This is a genomic window from Caryophanon tenue (assembly GCF_001700315.1).
GTDB classification, from domain to species: Bacteria; Bacillota; Bacilli; order Bacillales_A; family Planococcaceae; genus Caryophanon; species Caryophanon tenue.
Window position 1 is genome coordinate 17,849 of record NZ_MASJ01000042.1, and the last position, 25,011, is coordinate 42,859.

Here is a 25,011-nt window from a genome sequence, read left to right on the forward strand (position 1 = left end):
TATTAGAATATCTGTTCGTATTTTTCTTTACATATATCTCCTTTTATTTTACAATAAATAATATAAATGGAGGTGCCATAATGGATAAAAGTTTACTGAAGATACAAGAAAGTTTTATAAAAGAAATGCAAAAGCGAGAGTTTTATAAAAGCATTGAGACAAAGGAAAAGTTGTTTTCAAAAATTGATGCTATGATTGAAGAGTTTGTGAAGCCAGTCCTTGCATATGATGAGTCAGTATATGAGAGAACAAAATTAAATGATTCACTTGTCAATTATGTTCTTTTAGATCGTAACTTTGAATTGAAAGTGGATAATGATTTAGTAACACTTACTAATATTAAATATCGAGAAGAAGTTTTAAGAGTAAATTATTCTTCAGGAAAACCTCAAAAGCTACGTATAAACTATTCGCCTGAATTATTAACATTAAAGCATATGGAAGATGCTATTGCTAAATGTTTAAAGGATAAGGATTTATCATGGTAGGGTTATAAATTATAGCAAATAATTATTACAGAAATTTACATCTCTTTCCTTTACAATAATAGTAAGGGTAGGAGGTGGATTATTCATGAAAAAGTATCATGTAACAAGTCATTATTCAGAAAAAGAAACATTCAATATGTTGATAGAAGCAGAAAGTATAGATCAAGTTATTGAAGAAGTTCAAACTATGATTACATCTAATAATTTTTATAGAAATAAGTTTGATGACGAAGCTGAAGTTTATTTTATGGGTGCAGTAAAGTATGTGAAGATAAAAGAAGAGAAATAATTAGATAATAGAGGTCACATCATTCATTTGATGTGGCTTTTTTATTATGTAGGAAATTAGGAGGGAGATACTATGAATCTTTATGAGGCGAGAAATGGTTTTGGTGCGTGGGAAAATTATATTAAGTCAGATAGTGTCACAGAAATATTTGTAGAGGTATAAAGGAACGTTTGTTTGTGTTTCTCTTTACATTAAAAACCTTTTATTTTACAATAAATATTATAAATGGTTATTAAGTCTAATACATGTGCGACATATACTTTTATATGAAATCATCTAAACACTTAAATCCGTTTAAAATATTTTGAAAAGGAGATAGATAATTACTTATGAAAAGTGATGTAAAATATGCTGTAGCATATGTTGTGGCTCGATCTTTTGAAAATAATTCTACTTCAAAATTAGCTTATAGTCATGCTGAGGGGGCATATCATCTTTTTTTAGGAGAAGTAGATAGTACAAATATCAAGGTTTATGATTACAATGCACAATGTTATTTTTCTGGAGCAGTTACAAATGGTATAGCTAAGTTATATCACTATGGGGTATCTAGCTATGTAGAAATCAATTTTAACTATGTAGATAATAGTTTTAAAGGGTATGATTACAATTCGAATAATCATTTCTCTGGAAATTTTAATGGTAATTCAGTTGCATTATATGATAATGAAACTTCAGGATATTACCATTTTTCTGTTCAATAGATTGTAAAGAATCCGGTCACATCAAATTTATGATGTGGCTTTTATTTTACTTGAAGAGTACATTTATATTTAATAATTGGCAATAGATTTTCTTGTAGACATGAGCTATCATTTAACATGGTGGTGATTTTATGGAAGAAAATGATAATATATTAAATAAGGAGGATCGTATTGTAAAATTTGCATTACTAATCCTGCTGATTACGGTCATTTTGAGTGTGGTTTTAGTCATTATTAAAAATTATTTTAAACTCTATTTTGATTTTACAGAACTAGCTTTACTAGGAGACTATTTAGGAGGTCTTTTAGGTGGAATTTTAGCTATATCAACTGTTTTTTTAATTTACGCTACATATAAAACGCAACAAAAAGAATTAGCTGCTACTAATAAGCAATTATTAGAAACGGTTAAACAAGCTATAATTACTAATGAAACGATGTTGAAACAACAATTCGAAACTACATTCTTTAATATGATTAATATGCATAGTAATTTAATTAATGATTTAAAATATGGGGAGTTTAGAGGACGAGAAGCATTAATCAACTTCTATGAACAAGTCAATGAACAGTATTATTATCACTTGTTTAATCAACATATCGAAAATCTATTCTATGATTGTGAAGATAATTTAGAGGAAATATATAAAGAAGTAAAAATGATTAGAAAAAGTATTTTAATGAATCCACCAGCAATGGATTATAAAAACTTTCAATATAATGTAAAGAATTTGAACAGAGAAGTTTCCAGAAATACGACAGGTTTAAGTATTATAGGAATAGATAAAGAAATGTCTCAACAGCTTTTAATCAAAGGAAATTTGGCAAATAATTTAATTAACTCTTACAAAGATGAACAGAACAATAAAGCATATGCCTTGAAGCTCGCCAATATCCAAAGTAAATACTTTTTATCAAATTATATTAAAAGTGTAAGGACTATCATTAGATACATTGATCTCGCAAAAAACATTCAAAATAAACAAGATTATTTAAATATTTTCTTTTCTCAATTTACTATTCATGAAATTACAATCTTATATTATTTTATGGAATTAGGTAATGAAAAAGAAATGAAGAAATACTTCGATAAGTATTCAAATTTAAATACAAAAGATATATTACAAGATGCAATGCTTAGTCGATGAGTTTAATCATCGGCTTTTTATTATGCAGTAAGGTAGGTGGATAAGTTAAATGAATAGAGATGCGATATTTTATGTGAAGAAGAATGGGTTGAATAAACTAGTAGGACATGTGCAGATGAATGATTTAAGTTTGCTTTTCAGTAAAGAATTAATAGAACGCATAAAAAAAGAGAATCCAGATGATGAGCTATACGTTCTATTAGATTCAGTAGAGATACAATTATAAGTCTAGTTTAGATTGTATGTAGCTAGTTAAAACTGTATAAGCAGTATTAGCTACTATACCTATAGATGCGCTAGAAACGCTAGATGTAATTTCTTTAGTTTTACGCCATACAGTATTGTCGCGTATGTTATCTAAAAATGAATGACCATCAAATGTAATTGATGATACGGCTAAGTGATAAATTTCATCATCAGCATAGGTTACAGAAGCATTGATATAGTTAGCCTCTTTTAATTTTAGTATCGAGTAAATAACAGTGTCTCGACCATATGTATTCACACAATCTAATTCCTCAATTTGATGTAAGAATAGTTGTTCATCTAAGCCTAATTTATCCTCTATTTCTAGCAAGAAATCCCTCACACAATCATGATTCAACCTCATAAAATTCACCACCTTTAACTTATTATAACATTGAAGATATAGCAGTAAGGAAGTGATATAAATTAATTTTTACAAAACGAAACGGTGGAAGGCTACAAGAGAAAAAGTATTAAGGCGAGATGGATATGAGTGTAAAGAATGTAGACGGTACGGTCGTAATCGAATTGCTGCATGTGTGCATCACGTAAATCCATTGTTGGAGCATCCAGAGTGGCGAATACAAATGTGGAATTTAATTAGTTTGTGTAATAGTTGTCACGATAAAATGCATGACAGAGAAAATGATGTATTAACAGAATTAGGTGAATACTGGAGAAATAAAGTAACCCCTCCCCAATTTAAAAAATAAAAAATTTTTATATAGCCCGATGCGGTCAACTTTTTCCGAATTTTTGGTAGGTTGAGAGATAAAGGGGTGCTAAATTACAAACAAAAAAATAAAGTAGGTGAGAAATTGACAACAGTTAAAACGAAAAAACAACTAAAAAGTGCGGTAATACGCGAAATGAAAAGTCTTGGAACGTATAAGAAAGAGTACAATAACTTGATTGAGATTTACGCAGGTCTATTACATCAATATCAAGTCTTTGAATTGCAATTTGAGCAGTCAGATTATCAAATAACAGAAGAATACACGAATAAAGCAGGGGCTACAAACGATAGAAAGCGTCCCATTTTCACGGCGATGGAATCATTACGGAAAGATATTGTTTCGTATTCTGACCGATTATGCTTAAATCCTAAATCATTGAATGTAGAGCAGCCTAAAAAAGTTGAAGTAGTTACTAGCCCACTAGATCAATTCCTCGCTAGTCAAAAGTAGTGATGAAATAGATGAATTTAAAGCATATTGATTCAAACAATTTTAAAGTGGCTTATGATTATGCTAAAACAATAGCAGATTATAAAAAGGTTGCTTGCGTAGAGAATCGTTTGGCAGCTATACGATTTTTAAATGATTTAGACCGTGATGATTTGGATTTCAAGCAAGAACAATTTGATTTTGTTATTGGTTTGATTGAGAATACAATAGCACATCAACAAGGTGAAGACTTACAAGGTGCTCCATTAAAGGGTACACCGATGATATTACAACCGTGGCAAAAGTTTATCGTTGTCAATCTGCTAGGCTTCTTCAATAAAGATAGCAATGTAAGACGATTCCACGAAAGTCTCCTCATGATCCCACGAAAGCAAGGTAAAACAGCCTTCGCCTCCTCACTTGGATGGGCATTATCCATCTTAGAACGTGCATCAGGCTCAAAATTATACATATTAGCAAACAGTTTAAAGCAAACGATGGAGTCATTTGGATTCCTTAAATACAACCTTGAGCGATTAAATGATAAATCAATCCGTATACGCGATAACAACCAAGAGCATTCAATTACTAAAAACTTTGGTGATGGTGGCTCTATTTATATTCAAGCGTTAGCGAACGATCCGAAACGACTTGATTCGCTTAACTCCAATCTATTAATCCTCGATGAAGTCCATACTTGGAAATCCGCAAAACAATACACCCTCATGAAAAACTCACAAAAGGCTTATAGGAATAAACTATTAATCGCCATAAGTACAGCAGGAGACATACCAAACGGATTCCTTGCTCAACGTTTAGAGTACTGTAAAAAAGTTTTAAATGGAACAATTGTAGATGATGAATACTTTATCTTTATTTGTAAGGCAGACCAAGATGAAAAAGGCAATGTACCAGATTACACGAGTGATGAAATATTAGAAATGGCTAATCCGAACATCGGCGTAACAGTAACATTAGAGGACTTAAAACGTGATGCTGAGTTAGCGATGAATGATCCACAAACACGAGGCGAGTTCTTTAACAAGACGCTGAACATCTTTACATCATCGTTAAAAGCGTACTTTGACATTAACGAGTTTAAGCATTCTGATAGCCATTATGATTGGAGGCTAGAAGAATTAGCGAAACTTAAAATTGACTGGTATGGAGGTGCAGACCTCGCTAAGTTGCATGACTTAAATGCTGTAGCTCTATACGGCAAATACAATCATAACGGTAAGGATATTGATATTGTCATAACACATGCATTCTTCCCGATTGTTAATGCGTATAAGAAAGCCGATGAAGATGGGATTCCATTGTTTGGTTGGGCTAGTGACGGTTGGTTAACAATGAGCAATACCCCTACGGTACATTACGATGATGTAGTTAATTGGTTTATTAAGATGCGTAACATGGGCTTCAAAATTAAGAAAGTAGGCTTTGATAAAAAGTTTGGTCGAGAATTTTTACTCGGAATGAAAGCAGCTAGATTTAACGTGGTCGATCAACCGCAATATTTCCATGTGAAATCAGAAGGTTTTAGAAGGATTGAAACAAAAGCTAAAAATGGTGAACTGTATTACTTACATAATCAAGCATTTGAGTATTGCGTACAAAACGTTAGAGCGATTGAAAAGACAGATGACATGATTCAGTACGAAAAAGTAGATGGCGATGGTGGTACTCAGCGTATAGATTTATTTGATGCAGCAGTATTTAGTGCTGTACAAATGTTAGATGACATATCAAAAGCAAATCAAGCGTCAAGTTGGCTAAATAATTAACAGTGAATGGAGGTGAAATAGTGGCATTTTGGAATCGAATTAATAAAGCACAAACACGCTCATCAAATGATGAAGTTGTACAAACAGAATCTACTCAAGATATTGCAGTAGCGAAGAAATTAGATGATGTTATTGGCTACGTATCGTTAGCAGAACACCCTGACATTGTTACAGGTGTCAATAAAATTGCTGACTTAGTAAGTAACATGACTATTCATCTCATGGAGAACACTGATAAAGGTGATAAGCGAGTTAAAAACTATTTATCACGTAAGATTGATATTGAGCCATGCCGTAATATGACAAGGAAATCATGGGTTTATAAGATTGTCCGAGATTTATTGTTGTTTGGCAACGGTAACTCCATTGTACATATTGCAGTAAATAATAAAACAGGCTTAATTGACAACCTCACACCATTCCCTATGCAATGTGTGGATTATACAGACTTAGACAATGGCGATTATTTAATTGAATGTAATGGTAAAACGTATACCCCAGACGAAGTATGTCATTTCGTCATTAACCCTCATCCTCTTTATCCCTACAAGGGAACAGGATACAAAGCATCCCTACGTGAAATAGCAAAAAACTTATCCCAAGCAAATAAAACTAAGAATAATTTTATGTCAGGTAAATACATGCCTTCACTAATTATCAGCGTTGATGCATTGACAGAGGAATTAGCGACAGTAGAAGGTCGTGCAAAGATTACGGATAAATATTTTGCGGAGACAGAAGGTGGGAAACCGTGGATTATTCCGTCTGACATGTTAAATGTGGAGCAAGTTAAACCTCTATCGTTAAAAGACATTGCAATTATCGAGGGTGTTGAGCTAGACAAGAAAACAGTTGCAGGAATATTAGATGTACCAGCGTTCTTTCTAGGCGTAGGTGACTTCGATAAAGATACGTATAACAACTTTATCAATACTCGTATTTACTCCATTGGACAAGTCATTTCCCAAACGTTAACACGAGATATTTTGTATAAGGAAAGTTGGTTCTTCCGTTTAAATCCTCGCTCATTGTATTCCTACGACATTAGTGAGTTGACATCATCAGGAGTACAACTAATTGATCGTAATGCGATGCGACGTAATGAATTGCGTGATTGGATCGGCTTAGAACCAGATGATGAAATGAATGAGTTAATCATCTTAGAGAACTACATACCTGCTAACAAATTGGCAGACCAAAGTAAATTGAATGGAGGTGATAATGTTGAATAAACGACACATGCATTTTATGAGTGACTTAAAAACACACTCGATTGAAGATACAAATGAGGCAATCATCGAAGGTTACTTTGTTGTGTTTAACCAAGAAACGGAATTATGGAAAGGTGCTTATGAAGAAATTACGCCACAAGCATTTAACCGTTCTTTAAACGTTGAGAAAGTAGATGTAATTGCACTTGATAACCATGATACACGAATTGTATTAGGTAGTATTGCAAGCAAAACACTTGAGTTAAAAGTGGATGAACATGGCTTGTTTGGTCAAATTAAAATTGACTTAGAAGACCCATTTGCTAAATCTGCTTATCGTAAAATCCAAACAGGGAAAGTCCGAGGTTGTTCATTTGGTTTCTACCCTGTAAAAGAAGAAGTCATTGAGCGTGAAGATGGAACGATGAAATGGATTGTAAAAGATGCGGATTTACTAGAAGTATCAATTACAGCATTCCCTGCTTATAAGCAAACAGAAGTTGCAGCACGACAAAAAGATGTAGAAAAAATTAAAAAACAAAAATTAGAACAACGCAAAAAAGCGTTAATTGAAAGGATCGGTAAATAACATATGACAAACCCAGTATTAACAGGAGCAAAATTAAACTTAAAACGTAACGCATTAGAGGCACAAAAAGAGAAGTTAAATGACTTATTATCTAAGCGTAATGAGTTAGCAGAAACAGTTGAAGCAGTTGAAACAGAAGAAGATTTAACAGTAATCGAAACTGAAATTAATAAATTAGAAGAAGAGATTACAGCACTAGAAGAACAAAAGGAATTGCTAGAAGAAGAAATCGGAGCATTACAAGCACAATTAGAACAATCAAACCGAAAATCACCAAACAAGGGAGCAAAACGAAACATGACAAATCAAATGGAAACACGCAATGCAATTAACGAATACGTACGCACGAAAGGTCAAACACGCGATGGCTTTACATCAGTTGAAGGTGGCGCATTAATTCCAGAAGAACTATTAAAGCCACAAGAAGCACCAGAGAATGTTATTGATTTAACGAAGTTAGTAAATACGGCAAAAGTAAATAGTGGTTCGGGTAAATACCCTGTTATCAAGAAATCTGGTTCTAAAATGAACTCAGTTGCGGAGTTAGCAGCTAATCCAGCACTAGCAAAACCAACAATCGTAGAAGTACCATACGACATTGAGACGTACCGTGGATTTATTCCTGTATCACAAGAAGTAATTGACGATGCAGATTTTGATGTAACTACTCTTATCGCAGAAGAAATTGCAGACCAAGAATTAAATACAAAGAATGCTGTTATTGCATCTGTATTAAAGACGGCTACAGCTAAATCAGTAACAGGTTTAGATGGTTTAAAAGCAGTATTTAATAAGGACTTAAAGAAAGTGTACAATGCTAAAGCAGTTATTTCTTCTTCTCTATACAATGAGCTAGATACATTAAAAGATGGCGATGGTCGTTACTTATTACAAACTGACATTACAGTTGCGTCAGGTAAAAAGTTATTTGGTAAGGAAGTAGTTGTATTAGATGATGACATGATTGGTACATCTGAAGGTGACTTAGTAGCATTTATCGGTGACACAAAAGCATTCGCAACTTTATTTGACCGCAAACGTGCTTCAGTTAAATGGGTTGATAATGATGTATACGGTCAATTATTAGCTGGCTTCATTCGATTCGATGTTGAGAAAACAGATGCAGATGCAGGGTTTTACGTAACATACACACCAGAAGTAGCAGGTGCATAATCCTCAAGAAAGGATGATACATATTGAAGTACAAAGTAATTAAGCAATTTAAAGATTTACAGGATAACAACCACATTTATAATGTCGGTGATAAGTATCCTCGCAAAGGACGTATCAATAAAGAACGTGCTGAGGAGTTATCATCAACTAACAATAAAATAGGACTTCCATTAATTATGGAGATTGAAGGTGATAAATGATGAGTGAGCTAACACTTGCTAATTGTTTATCCCTTTTTAAATTGGATATGGGTATTACGCATAATTTGCGTGATACTCTATTCATTAATTTAATCGAAGCATCGTTTAAGGAACTAGAAAAAATGGGAATTGACTTTACAAATGAAACTGCTGAAGATGTGCAATTGATTGTAGATTACAGCGCATGGTCATATCGTAAACGCCAAGAAGATGTAGGATTACCTCGTAATTTACAATTTAAAATTCATAATAGAGTGATTCAAAAGGTAGGTGCTAGTGATGCCTAGTCTAAAACAATCTATTGGAAGTAAAACGCATGTATCAAAAGATGATGTGTGCTTTTTAATGTCTACAACCATTATTGTAGATGAATTAATGCAGCAAATTGAGGTAACGACACCAGAAATGGTTTATTGTGCTGTTACTACTGTAGGACAACGTGAGTTTGGTATGGCTATGCAACATGGCTTAAAAGCGCAGTTAACTATCATTATTAATCATGATGAGTATGATGGACAAAAACAAGTTGAATATAATCGTAAAATGTATTCTGTTTATCGTACCTTTGTACGTGATGATGGAGACATCGAGTTGTATTGTGAAGCACGGCTAGGAGTGAATTAGATGGCAACAATTAATATTAGTCAATTAGCCAATGAAATTAATCGAGAGCTACAACGTTATGCTAATCGTATTACGGACGAAACAGATGTGGTTGCAAAAGAAGTTGCTGAAGACGGTGTACGTCAATTAAAGGTAACATCACCTAAAGATAAAGGTGATTATGCAGCAGGTTGGACATACAAGAAAGTAAAAGATGCTTATGTCGTTCACAACAAAGATGAATACAGATTGACGCATTTACTTGAGAAGCCACATGTACAACGCGATGGATCATTAAGTCAAGCGCAGCCACACATCAAACCCGTTGAACAAAAAATGATAGCTGACTTTGAACGCAAAGTATACGGGGTGATTAGCGAATGACATTAATTGAGTTAGTAAAAGCATTGAATGCGTTAGGTTATCCACTTGCATACAGTCATTTTAAAACGAGTGATGATACACCAGCACCTACTATTCCTTTTATTGTGTATTACGAGGAAGATAGCACAAACGTAGCAGCAGATAATAAAGTACATAAAAAGATTAAAAACTATTCAATCGACTTGTATACCGAAAAGAAAGAATTACAAGTTGAGCAAAAAATTGAAGATTTACTAGACAGTCACTCTATCTATTATGATACGAGTGATTTTTACATTGACAAGGAGCAGTTATTTCAACGCTCATATCAAATTACATTAATTAACGAACAAGGAGACTAAAATAATATGGCAGAAAATAAAGTAATGTTTGGATTACAAGACGTACATTTTTCGGTGATTACAAAAGGAACTGATGGTACGTATACATATGCAACACCGAAACGAATTACAGGGGCAGTATCGCTCGAATTATCAGCACTAGGAGAAACAACACCATTCTATGCAGATAATGGTGTGTACTATGCAACTTCAACGAACAATGGCTATGAAGGCACATTAACGATTGCGAATTTAACAGAAGAATTCCGAACTGAAGTGTTGGGGGAAGTATTAGTGAACGGTGGTTTATTAGAAAAAGGTGACGCTAAAACAAAAGACATCGCGTTACTATATCAAATCGAAGGTGATGAGCAAGCGTCACGTATGGTATTGTATGATGTTGCAGTTGCACGTCCTTCAATTTCAACAACAACAAAAGGCGAATCAACAGAAGTTAACACGAATGAATTAACATTCTCAGCAAAACCACGTACATCAGATCGTGCAATTAAATGGGCTACAGGTTCAGCTACACCGAAGTCAGTATATGATTCATTCTATACGGCAGTAGTAGAACCTGTAGAAATTCCGTCGGTTTAAGGGAGGATAAATATATATGGCAGTTAAAACAATCAATATTAACGGAACAGATGTAAAGTTTAAAGTGACAGGTGTTACACCGGTATTGTACATGTCTCAAAATGGTGGCAAAGATTTCTTAGCCGATTTTACGAAGCTAGAGAAAGAGATTCAATCAGGCGAAATTTATTCGACGATGCCTATTTATCAAATCATTTATTGTCTAGCAAAGCAGGCTAATAAAGATATTGATGATATGCAAGAGTGGTTAGATTCGTTTGAAGATGGTTTTCCAATTTACGATGTTTTAACGGAACTAATGCCATTTATTCAAATGAATTTAACGTCAGGAAAGAAGCCACCAACTAAAAAAAAGTAAATGACGATGATGAACCGATGACGACATATCAATACTTTGCAATGGCAAAATACGCAAAACTTTCTACGATGGAAATGGACGACATGAGCATCGGCTTTGTGTTAGGTCATATTCAAGAGTACATGGAAATGATTACACCATCGAAAGATAAGAAAGCAAAAGTACGTAAAGCAACACAAGCAGATATTGATAAGTTGAAAGGTTTTTAGAGGGTAACGTTATCGTTACTCTCTTTTTTTATCATCGTAAAAAGGAAGTGAGAAAATGGCAAAAGGAAACATCAAAGGGATCACAATTGAAATTGACGGTAATACCTCCCCTTTAACAAGCGCGTTAAAAGATGTTGATAAGAAAGCGAAAGATACACAATCCGAGTTAAAAGAAATTGATAAAGCATTAAAACTTGATCCTTCCAATTTAACGTTAGTAGCTCAAAAACAACAATTATTAACAGAAGCAATTCAGGGTACATCGCAAAAGTTAGATGTATTACGTACAGCACAGGCACAAGTAGAAGCACAATTTCAACGAGGTGACATTGGAGCTGAAGAATACCGTGCATTTCAACGCGAATTAGCAAACACTGAAGCAAGCTTGCGTGGTTATGAAAATCAATTGCGTGGGTTAGGCTCAGAGCAAACAAGGTTTGAACAAGCACAAACGGGTATGCAGAACTATTTAAATGCTACTACTCAAACAATCGATGATTTAAGTTCAACGTTAGGTAGCAGACTAACAAATGCAATTCGTGACGGTTCCGCATCTAGCGACCAACTCGAAATGGCATTACGTCGATTAGGGCAAGCAGCAGGACATAGTGGAGATGATTTACAAGAGTTTCAGCGCTTATTACGTAATGTGGACGGCAGTAATAATTTAGATGATATTCGACGGGAATTAGATCAGATTGGTGATGCAGCAGATGGTGCTGAAAGTAAATTAGGTGGATTAGGTACAACGATTGGTGGTTTAGCAGCAGGTGGTGGAATTGCAACATCAATACAATCGGCACTCGATATGGCTAGTTTAGACACGAAAATTGAAATGACGATGGATTTAGATGAAAGCTCGACTGAAGCAGTACGTCAATCAATTAAAAGTGTTACAGCCGCAATTGAAGATGAAGAAGGCGCGTTAGAAGGTGTAAGACGACAATTTACGCTCAATGCAGATGCATCAGATGCAGAAAATCAACGCATTATTGAAGGTGCTACAGCTATTGCTTATGCGTATAGCGATATTGACTTTAAGGAACTTATTCAAGAATCTCATGAGATTGGTAAAGAGCTAGGTATTTCACAACAAGAAGCAATGGATATGGTAGATGCTTTATTAAAAGTTGGCTTTCCGCCTGACCAATTAGACATTATCAGCGAATACGGAAATCAGCTCAAAATGGCTGGTTTCAATGCGCTAGAGATTCAAGCAATCATGGCATCAGGTGTTGATACTGGTACATGGAATATTGATAATTTGTTAGATGGAATTAAGGAAGGTCGAATTGTCGGTGCTGAATTTGGTGCTGAATTAAGTGATTCAACGAAAGCAATCATTGAAAGTGCTGGATTATCTACAACTAAGTTTCAGGAGCTAGGTAATTCTATTGCAGCAGGTGGTGAACAAGGTTCAGTTGCCATGCAAGAAATGGCTAAAATGCTTTCTACCGTTGATGATGCAACGATACGTAATCAACTGGGTACTGCTATGTATGGTACGCTCTGGGAAGAGCAAGGAACAAAAATTGTCGATACGCTCATGAATATGGACGCAAATATGAGTACGACAAAAGAGAACTCAGATGGGCTAAAAAGTTCAATCGAAAGTATGAATGCTGATCCTGCATTGCAATTAAAAGATGCATTTAATAATATGATGACCGCATTACAACCGTTGTTAACAATTGTTGCCGATTTAGTTAGTAAGTTTGCTCAATGGGCAGCAGAGAATCCAACATTAACAGCCGCATTAGCAGTTATTAGTACAGCAATCGGTGTATTAGTAGGTGCATTCGCATTTTTAACACCAGCGATAGCCGCAATTGTACCGTTATTTACAGCAGGGGCAGCAGCAATAGGAGCAATAGCCGCACCAATTGGTATTGCAATAGCCGCGATTACAGCCATTGTAGCAGCAGGTGTTTTGTTATACAAAAACTGGGACTTAATAAAAGAAAAAGCAGGTCAATTAAAGGACTGGATTGTCAATAAATTCAACGAACTCAAAACTGGAGCTGTTAACAAATTTAACGAACTTAAGACAGCAACACTTGCGAAATTCGAGGAACTAAAATCAAATGTTTCGAATAAGTCTAATGAGATAAAAACAAACGTAGTTAATAAATTTAACGAGTTAAAAATAGCAGCGGTCAATAAAATTACAGAATTACGCACTAATGTAGTTGCGAAATTCGAAGAAATCAAGTCAGGCATTTCAAACAAAATTGCTGAAGCTAAAACGAATGCTGTCAATAAATTCAACGAGTTAAAAACAGGTATTACAAATGCAGTAACTACAGCTAAAACATCAGTTGTGAGTAAATTTAATGAGCTAAAGTCAGGCGCGACCACAGCAGCAAGTAATACGTATTCAGCCGTCAAATCTAAATTTGACCAAGTAAAGTCAGCTATTACGTCACCCGTTGAAAAAGCGCGTGATTTAGTGAAGTCGGCAGTTGATAAAATCAAAGGATTCTTCAGTGGATTAAAATTAAAAATTCCTGACATTCAGCGTCCAAAGCTACCTAAGTTTTCGATTTCTGGGAGCTTCTCACTTAATCCACCGAGTGTTCCAAAATTTTCGATAGATTGGTTCGCTAAAGGTGGCGTTCTTACAAAGCCTACAGCATTCGGCATGAACGGCAATAATTTGATGGTTGGCGGTGAAGCAGGTAAAGAAGCCGTTTTACCCCTTACTGCATCAGTACTAGGTGGAATTGGTAAAGGTATTGCAGCACAAATGGACAATTTAAACAGCTCACAAACTATTATCATCAATCCTTCACCGATTTATTTAGATGGCAAGAAGATAGCAGATGCAACATTTAACTACATGGACGGTAAGTTATCGAGTAACACAAAATTAAGCAAATTTAAGAAGGGATTGTGATAGATATTGATTATTCAACACTTAGACGGGACACAAATTGATATTGCACAGCATAGTTTAAGGCGTCTGTATCATCACATTCCGTCTTTAACGATGCAGCATGATACAGTAACTGTAGATGGACGACATGGTTTAATCTTTTTAGGAAGTACATACGGTGAACGTCAAATTACAGTGGAATTATTGTACGAAGCCTATGATATTTACGACTACTATTTGATTCGTGATGAAGTTAACGCGCTATTCACTAGTCAACAAGAGTATTACATCATTTTTAAAAATGAGCCGTACAAACGTTATAAAGTAAAACTAGCAAGCGACTTTGAAGTACCGCCACATGAACGTATGAGCGCATTTGAAGTCGTTTTTACGTGCGTAGAAATATTTGCTGAAGCGATTGCGATAACAACAGATATAAAAGCATGGGACGTTGACAAATGGGCATGGAATGGTGCTATTACGTGGGATGATAACCTAAAATACAGTTTTAATACGAACTCGTTTACCGTCAAAAATTTAGGTAATGTCACAATTGATCCACGTCAGCATGAATTAGAAATGATATTAAAAGGTACATTTAGCAATTCAGTGACGATTACGAACAATACGACAGGTGACGTATACATATATAACGGTGCATTATCAAGTAATGACGAATTGAGGCTGAAAGGCATTCAAACTTTTAAAAATGGTGTGAGCGCCTTTAAAAATACGAATAAAAAGCTAATTACGTTAGCACCAAAAGAGAATAATTTTACGATTACAGGCGGCACTATCAGTAGTGTCGTTTTTAATTTTAGATTTTTATACAAATAAAGAAAGGAAGATGTTTAGATGCAATTAAACAGAACAGAGAGCATCATTAGTCGTGATGAGCGAATTAAATTGAATGAGAACTGGGATACTCTCGAAAGTGAAGTAAATAACTTAAGCTCAGATTTACACCAAACAAATGAACAAATTGAAAGTGTACATAGTCTAGCTACAACAGCGCTAGATACAGCAAAGAACGCTACACACCTAGCGAATAATATAGACAGCAAAGCAACAGAAGCGTTAAACAAGTCGAATATTGCACAAGGAAAAGCAACACAAGCGGAATTAGATGCAGTTATGGCAACTGTAACAGCGAACGCAACAGCACAACAATTAGAAACGTTGATTGTTGAAAGTGGTACAAGTGATGCGGAAGTTATCGCTATGCGAACTGACACTATAACAGGTGAGACATTTAACACTGGTGGCGAACGTTTAGATTTTATCAGCAAAAGTGTGAATGATATTGCAGTGGGGGCAGTCAACCTATTAGACGGAGGGGGTTTATCGGTATTACCGACATGGTTGCGGTCTGCTAATGGTCAATTAACCGTAAGTGAAGGTGTGGCACGTTACGAAATTGTGGCAGATGGTGCTAGTGCGACACGAGTTGAAATTCTTATCCCGTCGGGGGTGCTAAAAGAGAAAGAATACACCTTATCGTTTGCGTATAGAAGTAACGTTAATTTAGACATTCGTGGATTTGTAAACGCGCAATTACTATATAGCGACACAATGCAAGTTACATCCGAATGGAAAGTTGGATATTTTATTTTTAAAAGTCTCGATGCTACAGCGTCATCCACTTTGCGTATTTACACATCATCGTACTTAAAAGGTTCATTCATTGAATTTGATTATTTTAAATTAGAGCGAGGTAATCGATATACAGATTTCTCACCATCTACAAATGATATAGTAACTACAGCGACAACTGCATCAAGTAGTAAAATTGCGATTGCAAACGATTTTATACGGTACGGAAAAATAGCGCCAAGTAGAGATTTTGTTGGATGGCGACATACGTTACCTTTTGAGTTATACCGAGATTCTTTGGGTATCATCCGTCACACATTTGATATAGATAGTAAAATAAATACGATCGAAACAAAGTGGTATCTATCTTACTTAACTGGCGCAAATACTACCGCAGATGGTAGTGTAAACAAACCCTTCCGAGATATTAATTTTTTATTAGAACAAGCTGCATTACAAAACATGACCGAACTAAATGTAGTTTTATTAGATGCAATAAATCCACAAAACATGATTCCGTTAACCGTAGACGTTTCCTTCTTGCGTAAATTCGCACTTACAACACCGCATAGTTTTAGCTGGATTGGAAAATCTTTATTGACAAGCACGGCAATTCAAGATGTTGTTGCTTACAAATTAGATGTTGATAAAGTCGCAGCGGTTGTCGATTTATATCACACAGACTATCGAGGGATGCCGACAGAATTGGAAAGAGTGAGTACAAAAGAATTATGTGACCAAACCGAAAACAGTTACTACACGGATGATGTATCGACGTGGGTAAACATGCGCGGTGGTTTAATACCTAACCTGCGCGAAAATATAGCATTAATCCGTTCAGTCGCAGGTAATCAGTTTGTGAGTGGGAATACGGAGTTATACATTAAAAATGTTGGTTTTTTACAACGAACATCTCCAACTGCAACGGCAGCACTCACTTTTTTAGGTAATGTTAACAGTAAAGTATTTTTAGATAACGTTAAGGTTTGGGGCGGTACTTATAACGCACTTCAGTTTGACGATTTAGGAGCGTACTACGCTTTTGGGTGTACAGCTACTAAAGCAGGGTACGATGGATTTAATTTGCATGGTCGTGGGGGAGCTAATCCATATGAGTTTGGTTTTGAGTATGACTGCCACTCTTACGGTAACGGCACTTTAAAAAGCGGCACAAATAACGCATTTACAGCACATGATGGCGCTAGTATCTTACGCGTTAACTCGGTTGGATATGATTGTTATGGACCCGTATGTGCGGATGTAAACGGATGTGATGTACTAATGTATGATTGCACTATGTACGACTCTACACGTCCAGCAGCTAATACCAAAGCAGCGTTTTATTTTGACGCTGCATCGGCGCAACGAGAAGGTAAAGCAGTATTAATTAATTGCGCTGGCGGTGGAGTTGATACGTATAGCATCAATAGTGATGGTAATATCCCTATTTTTGTTAAAAATTTTAAAGGTAATAATATGAATGAAACTTTAAAATTAGAAATATTACCTTAAAGGCTGAATGCGAGTATGTTCTTTAAAAAGAGGAGCTGATACTTATTAAATGGCAAAATCTATACATAAAAAACGGTGTATATGAATCTAAAGTGTTTAGTGTGAGAAGTGAATTAGATGGTAAACTTATCAATTCTATCTATGAGAGTGTAGGTTATGATGTTAATTTATTCATAAGGTCATCTGCCGATAATATATCGTGGACACATTATCGAAAAGTAGTTGGTTATTCAGGAGAGGAATCCTTTTCATCATCTTTTTATTACCAAATCGGGGCTATTTTGACAGATCGTTATAATCAAGGCGTATTCTTACAAAAAATAGAATTATTCATTGAAGAAGCAGTTGTTCATAACAATGATGGTGATATGGACATTCCTATTAAACTAAACTTATTCGACAAAGTAGGTAATCAAGAAATTAAGATTTACAATAACTCTACTAATGAAGAATTAGTCGTAAATAATCTTAATGAAAGTGAAATATTATACAAATGAATACAACGAGCCTTTCACATAATTAATGTGGAGGCTTTTATTATTAAGAAAGGAGCATGTCAACATGGAATCAAATGATAAAATTTTGGTCGATATCTCAGAACGATTAGCGCGACTTGAGACTAAAATCGATGGCATTGGTGATACACGAGATATAGCTAACCGTGCAATGGCTTTATCAGAAGCTAACCAAACACGTTTAGATAAAATCGATAAAATTACCTTTTGGGCAGGTACAACAATTATTGGTGCTGTTATTCTCGCGCTAATAGGTGTAATTTTTGTACCGTAACGTCCAGATAAAATACAAAGGAGCATGATACATATGATTAAAAAATTAGCAGCATTAATTGAAGTGCGTAAAATTGTTACATTGATGTTTGCGTTAGGTTTTCTCTATTTAGCTTTAACATTAGCCTTTGCACCATCTGAGAGTTTACCTATTTTTACAATGGTACTAGGTTATTATTTTGCTAAATCAACAGCATTAGATGGAACAGGTGATAGTAAATGACATTCATCATGAAATATGATAAACGTAACCGTGACAATTTAGATAAGTTAGCTGATAACACAAAATTAAAGGCTTATAAGTGGTATCAATATTGTATTGATAATGAGATTCCAGTGCTTATTTATGAAACAATTCGTACAAAGGAACAACAACGCTTAAATGTACAAGCAGGAAAATCAAAGACGATGAATAGTTGGCACTTAACAGGTCAAGCATTAGATTGGGTATTAGTTGATACAAAGGGAAATACATTATGGAATGCTTATAAAACGAAGCAGGGTTTACAGGCAATTACATGTGCTGAGGTATTAGGTTTTACATCAGGTCATCGATGGGGGTGGGATTCGCCACATTTACAGTATGATAAAATTGCATATGGTAAAGATACGTTTGGCAAGTTAAACATTACACAACCTAAAGCGAAGCCTGACGTATCATATAAATTAGGATATGACATTGTAACTGATGCAAAAGCACATCGTATCCAATCAGGAAAATATCCGACATTACAAGATATGGAAAAATCAATGGATAAGGCTAAACAAGACGGTTACATCGGCTATGCTGAAGCAGATAAAGCCAATAGTGAGGCAAATGGTTATCGTTGGATCAGTGGTAATTACAAAGAAGATAAAGAAAAAGCCGTTCAACAAGCTACTAAAATGCTTGAGGACGGTTATTTAAGTTATGCAACAATCAAAGGTACATTAACATAGGAGCTGATAACATTTGATTATCGTTCAAAATGGTTCAAAAATTGAGCCACTTAATCACATACAAGATTTACAAATCGAAAAAGAGGTTACAGGCAGTTTAGCATTGTCTTTGACCTCTTTTAATTATGCTAACAATCCAGCGTATGAGTTACTGCAAGAGGATTGTATTATTAACATTAATAATTACGAGTATCGAGTGCTAGAAATTGAAACGACACAGCATAGTAAGACGATTACAGCACTTTCGACATTTTACGACAATCAGTATAAGCGTAAAACAGACATTTATGGTGGTACACGTACATTTAACGAGTTTGCTGCATACATATTTAATGAATCAGATTGGACATTTACATCAGATATTACTGAGAGTCAATTGATACCTAACTTTGGTGATAATAATTTAATCGTGCTAGTTAATGCACTATGCCAAGCGTTCGAATGTGAGTACGAAATTAAGGCAAATAACCATGTACACTTTAGCAAGCAAATAGGTAGTGACACAGACATTCAATATCGCTACAAACACAACGTTAATGGAGTTATGCAGTATTGTAATATCACTGATTTGCGCACGTTTATCAAAGGATATGGCGCGAAAAGTGAAGAAAAGGATGAAGAAGGTAATGTCATCAGTAGTAATCAGCTATATGTCGAATACACTTCACCAAATGCAACTATTTACGGTATACGTGAAGCAGAGCCTATTACAGATGACCGTTTTACACAGCCTGAATCACTTCTAAAGCATTTAAAGAATGAGTTAATTGATTATCCAGAGGTTAGTATAGAGGCTGATACAGTTGAGATAGGCTATCAAACAAGCATAGGTGACCGTATATGGTTAATTTATGAGCCGATGGGAATTGAGTTTGAAACCCGTATACATAAACAAGTATTAACGATGCGTAATGATGAGGTAGTTGTTACAAGTGTAGTGCTAGGTAATGCTGTACCAGTGACAACAAGTGATATATTAGCGACGCAAAAGATTGAAATTGATGAGAATAAAAAAGAATATCGTTCACGTATAGAACAAACGAATGAGCGTATTACGTTAGAAGTAGAAGCTGTTAATGAGTCAATTGCTACAGTTGATATTAAAGCAGATCAAATAGCTATTAGTGTGACTGAGTTAACAACACAAACACAGTCAAGTATCAATGTATTGTCAGACGCAATCGAAATGAAGGTAGATAGTGATGGGATTATCTCTGCAATCAACTTATCAAGAGAGGCTGCATCGATTACAGCGGATAAAATTAATCTAAATGGAGCAGTAGTTGTTAATGGTACGATTACAGGAGCTACAACAATTGATGTATCATCTAATATTAAATTAGGTCATATACTACAGTTTGCAGACTTTACATCAATAAGTACGTCAGGCAATGCTAATTTGCACATCATGGCGTTTAATAGTATTTCATACGATTCAGCATTTCACCAATTTAATGGTGTAGTTGATTTTAGCAATGCAACGGTGATTGGATTAAGTTAAAAAGGAGGTGAGAGAATGGACGTATTAATTTACCTACATAACATGGAGCAACCAATTCAGGCAACAATTCCTAATTTTGACGCTAATGAGTTTGCAAATCAATTAAATCAAAACTTATTATTCGTTAGCATTGGTGGTAATGTATTAAGTCGTAATCTAATTAAAATGATTACACCAGTTAATACATAAATTTGAGGGGACTTTTTGTAGTCCTCTTATTTTTTTACTTAACTTTTTTATCTATTTTAATAGGAAGTAATAATTAAACTTGCTTCCATTAAATTAAAAGATTATAATAAAGCCTATTAGAAGGTAAATAACTTAGTATGATTTATGTATAATTCAACTTTTTACACATTAGCAATCATTAATCTACTTGATTGTTAATGTTAAATTAGGGTTTATTCCACTATCCCCTGGTACAATCCGTGGCGACTTCGCTACAACTTTATCTCACAACATCATCCACGGTTCTGACTCTCTTGCATCTGCAGAGCGTGAAATCGGTTTATGGTTCGGTTCTGAATTAGTATAATTCGCCGACAATAATGGAGAAAGCAATGCTTGAGTACTCAAGCATTGCTTTTTTATATGGTACGGACGTTTCATAAAAACTATAGTCGCTCGGAATGCTTTCGGCTATAATGAAATGTACGAACGTGGAGAGGAAAGATGTACATGTCTGATTATGAACAGTTTATAGAAGGCATTAAACGCAGAACGGGTATTGATTTAGCACTTTATAAAGAATCACAAATGAAACGCCGTTTAACGTCTTTATATGAAAAAAAGGGATATAAAAGCTTCGTTGAATTTTTGCGTGCCGTGGAAGCGGATCGCGATTTAATGAATGAGTTTTTAGACCGCATGACCATTAATGTGTCAGAGTTTTATCGTAACGGTAAACGCTGGGAAGTTTTAGATGAAAAAATTATTCCGAAGCTGCTAGCGCAAAATAAACGTTTGAAAGTGTGGAGTGCCGCGTGTTCAACGGGCGAAGAACCATACTCACTAGCGATGGTGCTAACACAGCATGTGCCGTTATCACAAATTCAAATACAAGCAACGGACTTAGATGAAAATGCCATTCAAAAAGCAAAGAACGCTGTATATCCAGAGCGTTCATTAGCGGAAGTGCCAGCAGCCATCAAAGCGAAGCACTTTACGCAAGAAGGTGCTTTTTATCGCGTCCATGATGATATTAAACGTACTGTTACATATAAAAAACATAATTTATTAAAAGATTCATATGACGCTAATTTTGATTTGATTGTCTGTCGCAATGTAATGATTTACTTTACCGAAGAAGCGAAGGACCAAATTTATGCAAACTTTAGTCGAGCATTACGCCCAGGCGGTATTTTATTTGTAGGTAGCACCGAGCAAATTTTCAATCCAGCGCGTTACGGTTTTGAAGTGGAAGATACATTCTTTTACCGAAAAGTGTAGTGTGTGACTGAATACGATGATTTTCGACGCTTTTCGCCTACTTTCGGCAAAAGCGTCTTTTTCTAGAGAAAAATTGTGCTATAGTAAAAACAGTGAATTAAAATTCGGAAAATTCGTATTAATACCACTGGATTTTTGAATTTGGGCGCTGGATTTTTGAAAAAACTATGATATAGTGAATAATACATACTTTAGCGAGTTGAAGGGAGAAAGTGTTTTATGCGTTACTTAACAGCAGGAGAGTCTCATGGACCTCAATTAACAGCCATTATCGAAGGGTTACCCGCTCAATTTGAGGTAACAAAAGAGATGATTAACTACGACTTAAAGCGTCGTCAAGGTGGACATGGTCGTGGTCGCCGTATGCAAATTGAAAAGGATCTTGTCGACATTACATCAGGTGTTCGCCATGGAAAAACATTAGGTTCTCCCGTTGCATTAGTCGTGACGAACGATGATTTTAAGCATTGGACAAAAATTATGGGTGCAGATCCATTACCAGAAGATATCGATCCAGATGAAATTAAACGCCAAATCTCACGTCCACGTCCAGGGCACGCAGATTTAGTCGGTGGTATGAAATATGGTCATCGTGATTTACGTAACGTATTAGAACGTTCAAGCGCACGTGAAACGACAGTACGTGTAGCGGTTGGTTCTGTTGCAAAAGCGTTATTACGTGAGCTTGGTATTCATGTCGTGTCACATGTGACGGAAATTGTCGGCATTAAAGCAGACCCACAAAAAATTGCCGGTAAATCAGCTGATGAAATTCGCGCGATTATTGAAGAAGACGCGTGCTACTGTGCTGACCCTGAAGCATCTGCACAAATGGTGGAAGCGATTGACGCCGCAAAAAAAGAAGGCGATTCAATCGGTGGTGTCGTTGAAGTCATTGTAGAAGGCTTACCAGCGGGCATTGGCTCATATGTACATTATGACCGCAAATTAGACGGTAAGTTAGCACAAGCGATGTTATCAATTAATGCGTTTAAAGGTGTAGAGTTTGGTATCGGCTTTGAAGCAGCACGTCGCAAAGGTTCAGAAGTGCATGATGAAATTATTTGGGATGAAGAGCAAGGCTATACACGTGCCACAAATCGTCTTGGCGGTTTAGAAGGCGGTATGACTACAGGTATGCCACTTGTTGTACGCGGCGTTATGAAGCCGATTCCTACATTATATAAGCCATTACAAAGTGTAGATATTGAAACGAAGGAGCCATTTAAAGCGACCGTTGAACGTTCAGATGCATGTGCAGTACCAGCTGCATCCATCGTGGCAGAAAGTGTGATTGCCTTTGAAGTAGCAAAAGCGATTTTAGAGCAATTCCACGCGGATCAACTCCCACAATTACAACAGCAAATTGAAGAATTACGCGCGTATACAAAGGAGTTTTAATGATGAAAATTCCAGTACACACAGCTTCTCATCAATATGATGTGTTATTTGGCTATTCGTTTTTACGTGAAGCATTTGCATCATTAACAGCAATTACCGATAGAGCGGACCGTATAATCGTTTTAACGGATGAACATGTGTGGGCAGCGCAAGGGGAAAACTTTACACAAGCTTTCCCATTCGCGTTTGACGTACTTGTGTTACCTGGTGGAGAAGCATGTAAAAACTTTGAGCAATATACAGCATGTCAAACATATTTACTAGAGCAAGGTGCGACGCGTAAATCGTTAATCATTGCGTTTGGTGGCGGTGCAGTTGGTGATTTATCAGGATTTGTAGCAGCGACATTTATGCGCGGTATTCCATTTATTCAAGTGCCAACGACGATTTTAGCACATGACTCAGCAGTCGGTGGTAAAACAGCCATTAATCATCCGCTTGGAAAAAATATGATTGGTGCATTTTATCAGCCACAAGCTGTTGTATATGATATTGCTTTTTTAGAAACATTGCCGGAGCAAGAAATTCGCTCAGGTATGACGGAAGTAATTAAACACGCACTTATTTCAAATGCCGCATGGTTAGAGGAATTATTTGCGCGTCCTATTTATGGCTATACAGCAGAGCAGCTAGAGTATCACTTAAGTAAAGGTACACAAGTAAAAGCTGATATTGTCGCAGAAGATGAAACAGAGCAATCAGTGCGTAAATATTTAAATTTAGGGCATACGTACGGTCATGCTATTGAAGCGGCAAGTGGATATGGCAAATTATCGCACGGTGAGAGTGTTATGATTGGCTTAATTTATTGCTTATTATTAAGTGAACGCTACGGCAACATAACACGCGATTTTACGGTGCGTGTTTTACGTTACGCATTGTCTCAGCAATATCCGTTTGAAGCGGTGGCAAAATTTGATTTTGATATATTACTCAGCTATATGCAAAAAGATAAAAAAGCAGAATATGGCATTTTACAATTTGTATTACTAGAAGAAGTGGGCAAGCCATTTGTGCAAAAAGTGGACGCAAATACGTGTCGTGAAGTAGATGCGGAATTACGTCAATTATTAACGGAGGTGCACGTATGATTCGAGGAATGCGCGGAGCCATTACGATTGAAAAAGATGAACCCCAAATCATTTGGGATGAAACGGTAAAGTTAGTACAAGCAATTGTTGCGGAGAATAATGTGCAACCAGATGATATTGCATCTATTATTATTTCAACAACACCAGATATTACATCAGCATTTCCAGCGCGTTCAGTACGCATGTTAGAGGGTTGGGAATACGTGCCAGTGATGTGTATGCATGAGATGAATGTAGCAGATGCATTACCGCTATGTGTACGTGTGATGATACATGTCGAAACAACATTATCACAGCGTGACATTACGCATGTTTATTTAAACGATGCTGTAAAGTTACGCCCAGATTTAATCACAAAAAATGTTTAAACAGTAGAGGAGTTACACC

Annotated in this window: 33 protein-coding genes and 1 pseudogene; 33 read left to right on the plus strand and 1 reads right to left on the minus strand. The window is 35.7% G+C overall.

Annotation, left to right across the window (positions count from 1 at the left end; genetic code table 11):
* Positions 1-80: 80 nt before the first annotated feature.
* From A6M13_RS15460 to A6M13_RS16410, 5 genes are all read left to right on the plus strand, one after another.
* Positions 81-488: a hypothetical protein gene (locus A6M13_RS15460; RefSeq protein ID WP_066548592.1), complete on the plus strand. Its 408-nt coding sequence runs from the start codon at positions 81-83 to the stop codon at positions 486-488.
* Positions 489-573: 85 nt separating this feature from the next.
* Complete coding sequence (locus A6M13_RS15465; protein WP_066548594.1) at positions 574-777, plus strand: hypothetical protein; 204 nt, start codon at positions 574-576, stop codon at positions 775-777.
* Positions 778-1,106: 329 nt separating this feature from the next.
* The gene (locus A6M13_RS15470) at positions 1,107-1,481 is read left to right on the plus strand and encodes a hypothetical protein (RefSeq protein WP_066548596.1); all 375 of its coding nucleotides are present in this window, start codon (positions 1,107-1,109) and stop codon (positions 1,479-1,481) included.
* Positions 1,482-1,612: 131 nt separating this feature from the next.
* Positions 1,613-2,629, plus strand: coding sequence for a putative phage abortive infection protein (locus A6M13_RS15475; RefSeq protein WP_066548600.1), 1,017 nt, complete (start codon positions 1,613-1,615; stop codon positions 2,627-2,629).
* Positions 2,630-2,678: 49 nt separating this feature from the next.
* Positions 2,679-2,855 (plus strand): hypothetical protein, encoded by a 177-nt coding sequence (locus tag A6M13_RS16410; protein WP_169817462.1) that lies wholly within the window; start codon positions 2,679-2,681, stop codon positions 2,853-2,855.
* Here the strand turns inward: A6M13_RS16410 and A6M13_RS15480 are convergent.
* The gene (locus A6M13_RS15480; RefSeq protein ID WP_066548603.1) at positions 2,850-3,239 is read right to left on the minus strand and encodes a DUF2513 domain-containing protein; all 390 of its coding nucleotides are present in this window, start codon (positions 3,237-3,239) and stop codon (positions 2,850-2,852) included. The two genes, A6M13_RS16410 and A6M13_RS15480, sit on opposite strands and share 6 nt — an antisense overlap.
* A gap of 61 nt (positions 3,240-3,300) precedes the next feature.
* Here A6M13_RS15480 and A6M13_RS16635 point away from each other — a divergent pair, with 61 nt between their 5' ends.
* The 28 genes and pseudogenes from A6M13_RS16635 (at position 3,301) to aroH (ending at position 24,992) form a co-directional block, all read left to right on the plus strand.
* Positions 3,301-3,588, plus strand: coding sequence for an HNH endonuclease (locus tag A6M13_RS16635; protein ID WP_083998412.1), 288 nt, complete (start codon positions 3,301-3,303; stop codon positions 3,586-3,588).
* Between the two features lie 105 nt (positions 3,589-3,693).
* Entirely contained in the window at positions 3,694-4,062 is a 369-nt protein-coding gene (locus A6M13_RS15485) for a P27 family phage terminase small subunit (RefSeq protein WP_245669362.1), read from the plus strand.
* Between the two features lie 11 nt (positions 4,063-4,073).
* Positions 4,074-5,828: a terminase large subunit gene (locus A6M13_RS15490; RefSeq protein WP_066548605.1), complete on the plus strand. Its 1,755-nt coding sequence runs from the start codon at positions 4,074-4,076 to the stop codon at positions 5,826-5,828.
* 20 nt (positions 5,829-5,848) lie between these two features.
* Positions 5,849-7,060 carry a phage portal protein gene (locus tag A6M13_RS15495; RefSeq protein WP_066548607.1) on the plus strand — a complete coding sequence of 404 codons (1,212 nt, stop codon included), beginning with the start codon at positions 5,849-5,851 and terminating at the stop codon, positions 7,058-7,060.
* Entirely contained in the window at positions 7,053-7,628 is a 576-nt protein-coding gene (locus A6M13_RS15500; RefSeq protein WP_211270327.1) for an HK97 family phage prohead protease, read from the plus strand. Before A6M13_RS15495 ends, A6M13_RS15500 begins: the two co-directional genes overlap by 8 nt.
* Positions 7,629-7,631: 3 nt before the next feature.
* Complete coding sequence (locus A6M13_RS15505) at positions 7,632-8,801, plus strand: phage major capsid protein (RefSeq protein WP_066548609.1); 1,170 nt, start codon at positions 7,632-7,634, stop codon at positions 8,799-8,801.
* Between the two features lie 23 nt (positions 8,802-8,824).
* Positions 8,825-9,001 (plus strand): hypothetical protein, encoded by a 177-nt coding sequence (locus A6M13_RS15510; protein ID WP_245669364.1) that lies wholly within the window; start codon positions 8,825-8,827, stop codon positions 8,999-9,001.
* Positions 9,001-9,288: a hypothetical protein gene (locus A6M13_RS15515; RefSeq protein ID WP_066548614.1), complete on the plus strand. Its 288-nt coding sequence runs from the start codon at positions 9,001-9,003 to the stop codon at positions 9,286-9,288. Before A6M13_RS15510 ends, A6M13_RS15515 begins: the two co-directional genes overlap by 1 nt.
* A complete protein-coding gene (locus A6M13_RS15520; protein WP_083998413.1) occupies positions 9,281-9,625 on the plus strand; it encodes a phage head closure protein in 345 nt (114 codons plus the stop codon). Before A6M13_RS15515 ends, A6M13_RS15520 begins: the two co-directional genes overlap by 8 nt.
* Positions 9,626-9,988 (plus strand): HK97 gp10 family phage protein, encoded by a 363-nt coding sequence (locus tag A6M13_RS15525; protein ID WP_066548617.1) that lies wholly within the window; start codon positions 9,626-9,628, stop codon positions 9,986-9,988.
* A complete protein-coding gene (locus A6M13_RS15530) occupies positions 9,985-10,329 on the plus strand; it encodes a hypothetical protein (RefSeq protein ID WP_066548619.1) in 345 nt (114 codons plus the stop codon). The genes A6M13_RS15525 and A6M13_RS15530 overlap by 4 nt, the downstream gene beginning before the upstream one ends.
* 6 nt (positions 10,330-10,335) lie before the next feature.
* Positions 10,336-10,908: a major tail protein gene (locus A6M13_RS15535; RefSeq protein WP_066548622.1), complete on the plus strand. Its 573-nt coding sequence runs from the start codon at positions 10,336-10,338 to the stop codon at positions 10,906-10,908.
* Between the two features lie 16 nt (positions 10,909-10,924).
* Positions 10,925-11,266: a hypothetical protein gene (locus A6M13_RS15540; protein WP_066548624.1), complete on the plus strand. Its 342-nt coding sequence runs from the start codon at positions 10,925-10,927 to the stop codon at positions 11,264-11,266.
* 17 nt (positions 11,267-11,283) lie between these two features.
* Entirely contained in the window at positions 11,284-11,475 is a 192-nt protein-coding gene (locus A6M13_RS15545; protein ID WP_066548627.1) for a hypothetical protein, read from the plus strand.
* Positions 11,476-11,530: 55 nt separating this feature from the next.
* The gene (locus tag A6M13_RS15550; RefSeq protein WP_066548630.1) at positions 11,531-14,371 is read left to right on the plus strand and encodes a phage tail tape measure protein; all 2,841 of its coding nucleotides are present in this window, start codon (positions 11,531-11,533) and stop codon (positions 14,369-14,371) included.
* Positions 14,372-14,377: 6 nt separating this feature from the next.
* Positions 14,378-15,187: a distal tail protein Dit gene (locus A6M13_RS15555; protein ID WP_066548637.1), complete on the plus strand. Its 810-nt coding sequence runs from the start codon at positions 14,378-14,380 to the stop codon at positions 15,185-15,187.
* 18 nt (positions 15,188-15,205) lie between these two features.
* Positions 15,206-17,455 carry a hypothetical protein gene (locus A6M13_RS15560; protein ID WP_066548640.1) on the plus strand — a complete coding sequence of 750 codons (2,250 nt, stop codon included), beginning with the start codon at positions 15,206-15,208 and terminating at the stop codon, positions 17,453-17,455.
* Between the two features lie 101 nt (positions 17,456-17,556).
* Entirely contained in the window at positions 17,557-17,952 is a 396-nt protein-coding gene (locus A6M13_RS15565; protein ID WP_066548642.1) for a hypothetical protein, read from the plus strand.
* Positions 17,953-18,016: 64 nt separating this feature from the next.
* Positions 18,017-18,244 (plus strand): hemolysin XhlA family protein, encoded by a 228-nt coding sequence (locus tag A6M13_RS15570; RefSeq protein WP_066548644.1) that lies wholly within the window; start codon positions 18,017-18,019, stop codon positions 18,242-18,244.
* 33 nt (positions 18,245-18,277) lie between these two features.
* A complete protein-coding gene (locus A6M13_RS15575) occupies positions 18,278-18,466 on the plus strand; it encodes a hypothetical protein (RefSeq protein WP_083998414.1) in 189 nt (62 codons plus the stop codon).
* Positions 18,463-19,182 carry a M15 family metallopeptidase domain-containing protein gene (locus tag A6M13_RS15580; protein ID WP_066548653.1) on the plus strand — a complete coding sequence of 240 codons (720 nt, stop codon included), beginning with the start codon at positions 18,463-18,465 and terminating at the stop codon, positions 19,180-19,182. The genes A6M13_RS15575 and A6M13_RS15580 overlap by 4 nt, the downstream gene beginning before the upstream one ends.
* Before the next feature lie 13 nt (positions 19,183-19,195).
* Positions 19,196-20,683: a phage tail protein gene (locus tag A6M13_RS15585; protein WP_066548655.1), complete on the plus strand. Its 1,488-nt coding sequence runs from the start codon at positions 19,196-19,198 to the stop codon at positions 20,681-20,683.
* 15 nt (positions 20,684-20,698) lie between these two features.
* Positions 20,699-20,872: a hypothetical protein gene (locus A6M13_RS16415; RefSeq protein WP_169817463.1), complete on the plus strand. Its 174-nt coding sequence runs from the start codon at positions 20,699-20,701 to the stop codon at positions 20,870-20,872.
* A 223-nt stretch (positions 20,873-21,095) separates the two neighbouring features.
* Positions 21,096-21,218: pseudogene (locus A6M13_RS16070) on the plus strand (nucleoside-diphosphate kinase); the annotation flags it as partial.
* 143 nt (positions 21,219-21,361) lie between these two features.
* Complete coding sequence (locus tag A6M13_RS15590) at positions 21,362-22,132, plus strand: CheR family methyltransferase (protein ID WP_066548850.1); 771 nt, start codon at positions 21,362-21,364, stop codon at positions 22,130-22,132.
* A 219-nt stretch (positions 22,133-22,351) separates the two neighbouring features.
* Complete coding sequence (gene aroC, locus A6M13_RS15595) at positions 22,352-23,533, plus strand: chorismate synthase (protein WP_066548664.1); 1,182 nt, start codon at positions 22,352-22,354, stop codon at positions 23,531-23,533.
* A 2-nt stretch (positions 23,534-23,535) separates the two neighbouring features.
* Complete coding sequence (gene aroB / locus A6M13_RS15600; protein WP_066548667.1) at positions 23,536-24,624, plus strand: 3-dehydroquinate synthase; 1,089 nt, start codon at positions 23,536-23,538, stop codon at positions 24,622-24,624.
* Positions 24,621-24,992 carry a chorismate mutase gene (aroH, locus tag A6M13_RS15605; RefSeq protein WP_066548669.1) on the plus strand — a complete coding sequence of 124 codons (372 nt, stop codon included), beginning with the start codon at positions 24,621-24,623 and terminating at the stop codon, positions 24,990-24,992. Before aroB ends, aroH begins: the two co-directional genes overlap by 4 nt.
* The last annotated feature ends 19 nt before the right edge of the window (positions 24,993-25,011 follow it).

Bases quoted from the DNA above. Each gene is read 5' to 3' on its own strand.
- A6M13_RS15465 (WP_066548594.1), top strand. From the start codon at position 574: ATGAAAAAGTATCATGTAACAAGTCATTATTCAGAAAAAGAAACATTC.
- aroB (WP_066548667.1), top strand. From the start codon at position 23,536: ATGAAAATTCCAGTACACACAGCTTCTCATCAATATGATGTGTTATTT.
- A6M13_RS15525 (WP_066548617.1), top strand. From the start codon at position 9,626: ATGGCAACAATTAATATTAGTCAATTAGCCAATGAAATTAATCGAGAG.
- A6M13_RS15505 (WP_066548609.1), top strand. From the start codon at position 7,632: ATGACAAACCCAGTATTAACAGGAGCAAAATTAAACTTAAAACGTAAC.
- A6M13_RS15580 (WP_066548653.1), top strand. From the start codon at position 18,463: ATGACATTCATCATGAAATATGATAAACGTAACCGTGACAATTTAGAT.
- A6M13_RS15560 (WP_066548640.1), top strand. From the start codon at position 15,206: ATGCAATTAAACAGAACAGAGAGCATCATTAGTCGTGATGAGCGAATT.
- A6M13_RS15480 (WP_066548603.1), bottom strand. From the start codon at position 3,239: ATGAGGTTGAATCATGATTGTGTGAGGGATTTCTTGCTAGAAATAGAG.
- A6M13_RS15550 (WP_066548630.1), top strand. From the start codon at position 11,531: ATGGCAAAAGGAAACATCAAAGGGATCACAATTGAAATTGACGGTAAT.
- A6M13_RS15535 (WP_066548622.1), top strand. From the start codon at position 10,336: ATGGCAGAAAATAAAGTAATGTTTGGATTACAAGACGTACATTTTTCG.
- A6M13_RS15520 (WP_083998413.1), top strand. From the start codon at position 9,281: ATGCCTAGTCTAAAACAATCTATTGGAAGTAAAACGCATGTATCAAAA.
- A6M13_RS15530 (WP_066548619.1), top strand. From the start codon at position 9,985: ATGACATTAATTGAGTTAGTAAAAGCATTGAATGCGTTAGGTTATCCA.
- A6M13_RS15575 (WP_083998414.1), top strand. From the start codon at position 18,278: ATGATTAAAAAATTAGCAGCATTAATTGAAGTGCGTAAAATTGTTACA.
- A6M13_RS15540 (WP_066548624.1), top strand. From the start codon at position 10,925: ATGGCAGTTAAAACAATCAATATTAACGGAACAGATGTAAAGTTTAAA.
- A6M13_RS15570 (WP_066548644.1), top strand. From the start codon at position 18,017: ATGGAATCAAATGATAAAATTTTGGTCGATATCTCAGAACGATTAGCG.
- A6M13_RS15545 (WP_066548627.1), top strand. From the start codon at position 11,284: ATGACGACATATCAATACTTTGCAATGGCAAAATACGCAAAACTTTCT.
- A6M13_RS16415 (WP_169817463.1), top strand. From the start codon at position 20,699: ATGGACGTATTAATTTACCTACATAACATGGAGCAACCAATTCAGGCA.
- A6M13_RS16410 (WP_169817462.1), top strand. From the start codon at position 2,679: ATGAATAGAGATGCGATATTTTATGTGAAGAAGAATGGGTTGAATAAA.
- A6M13_RS15515 (WP_066548614.1), top strand. From the start codon at position 9,001: ATGAGTGAGCTAACACTTGCTAATTGTTTATCCCTTTTTAAATTGGAT.
- A6M13_RS15490 (WP_066548605.1), top strand. From the start codon at position 4,074: ATGAATTTAAAGCATATTGATTCAAACAATTTTAAAGTGGCTTATGAT.
- aroH (WP_066548669.1), top strand. From the start codon at position 24,621: ATGATTCGAGGAATGCGCGGAGCCATTACGATTGAAAAAGATGAACCC.
- A6M13_RS15470 (WP_066548596.1), top strand. From the start codon at position 1,107: ATGAAAAGTGATGTAAAATATGCTGTAGCATATGTTGTGGCTCGATCT.
- aroC (WP_066548664.1), top strand. From the start codon at position 22,352: ATGCGTTACTTAACAGCAGGAGAGTCTCATGGACCTCAATTAACAGCC.
- A6M13_RS15460 (WP_066548592.1), top strand. From the start codon at position 81: ATGGATAAAAGTTTACTGAAGATACAAGAAAGTTTTATAAAAGAAATG.
- A6M13_RS15590 (WP_066548850.1), top strand. From the start codon at position 21,362: ATGTCTGATTATGAACAGTTTATAGAAGGCATTAAACGCAGAACGGGT.
- A6M13_RS15475 (WP_066548600.1), top strand. From the start codon at position 1,613: ATGGAAGAAAATGATAATATATTAAATAAGGAGGATCGTATTGTAAAA.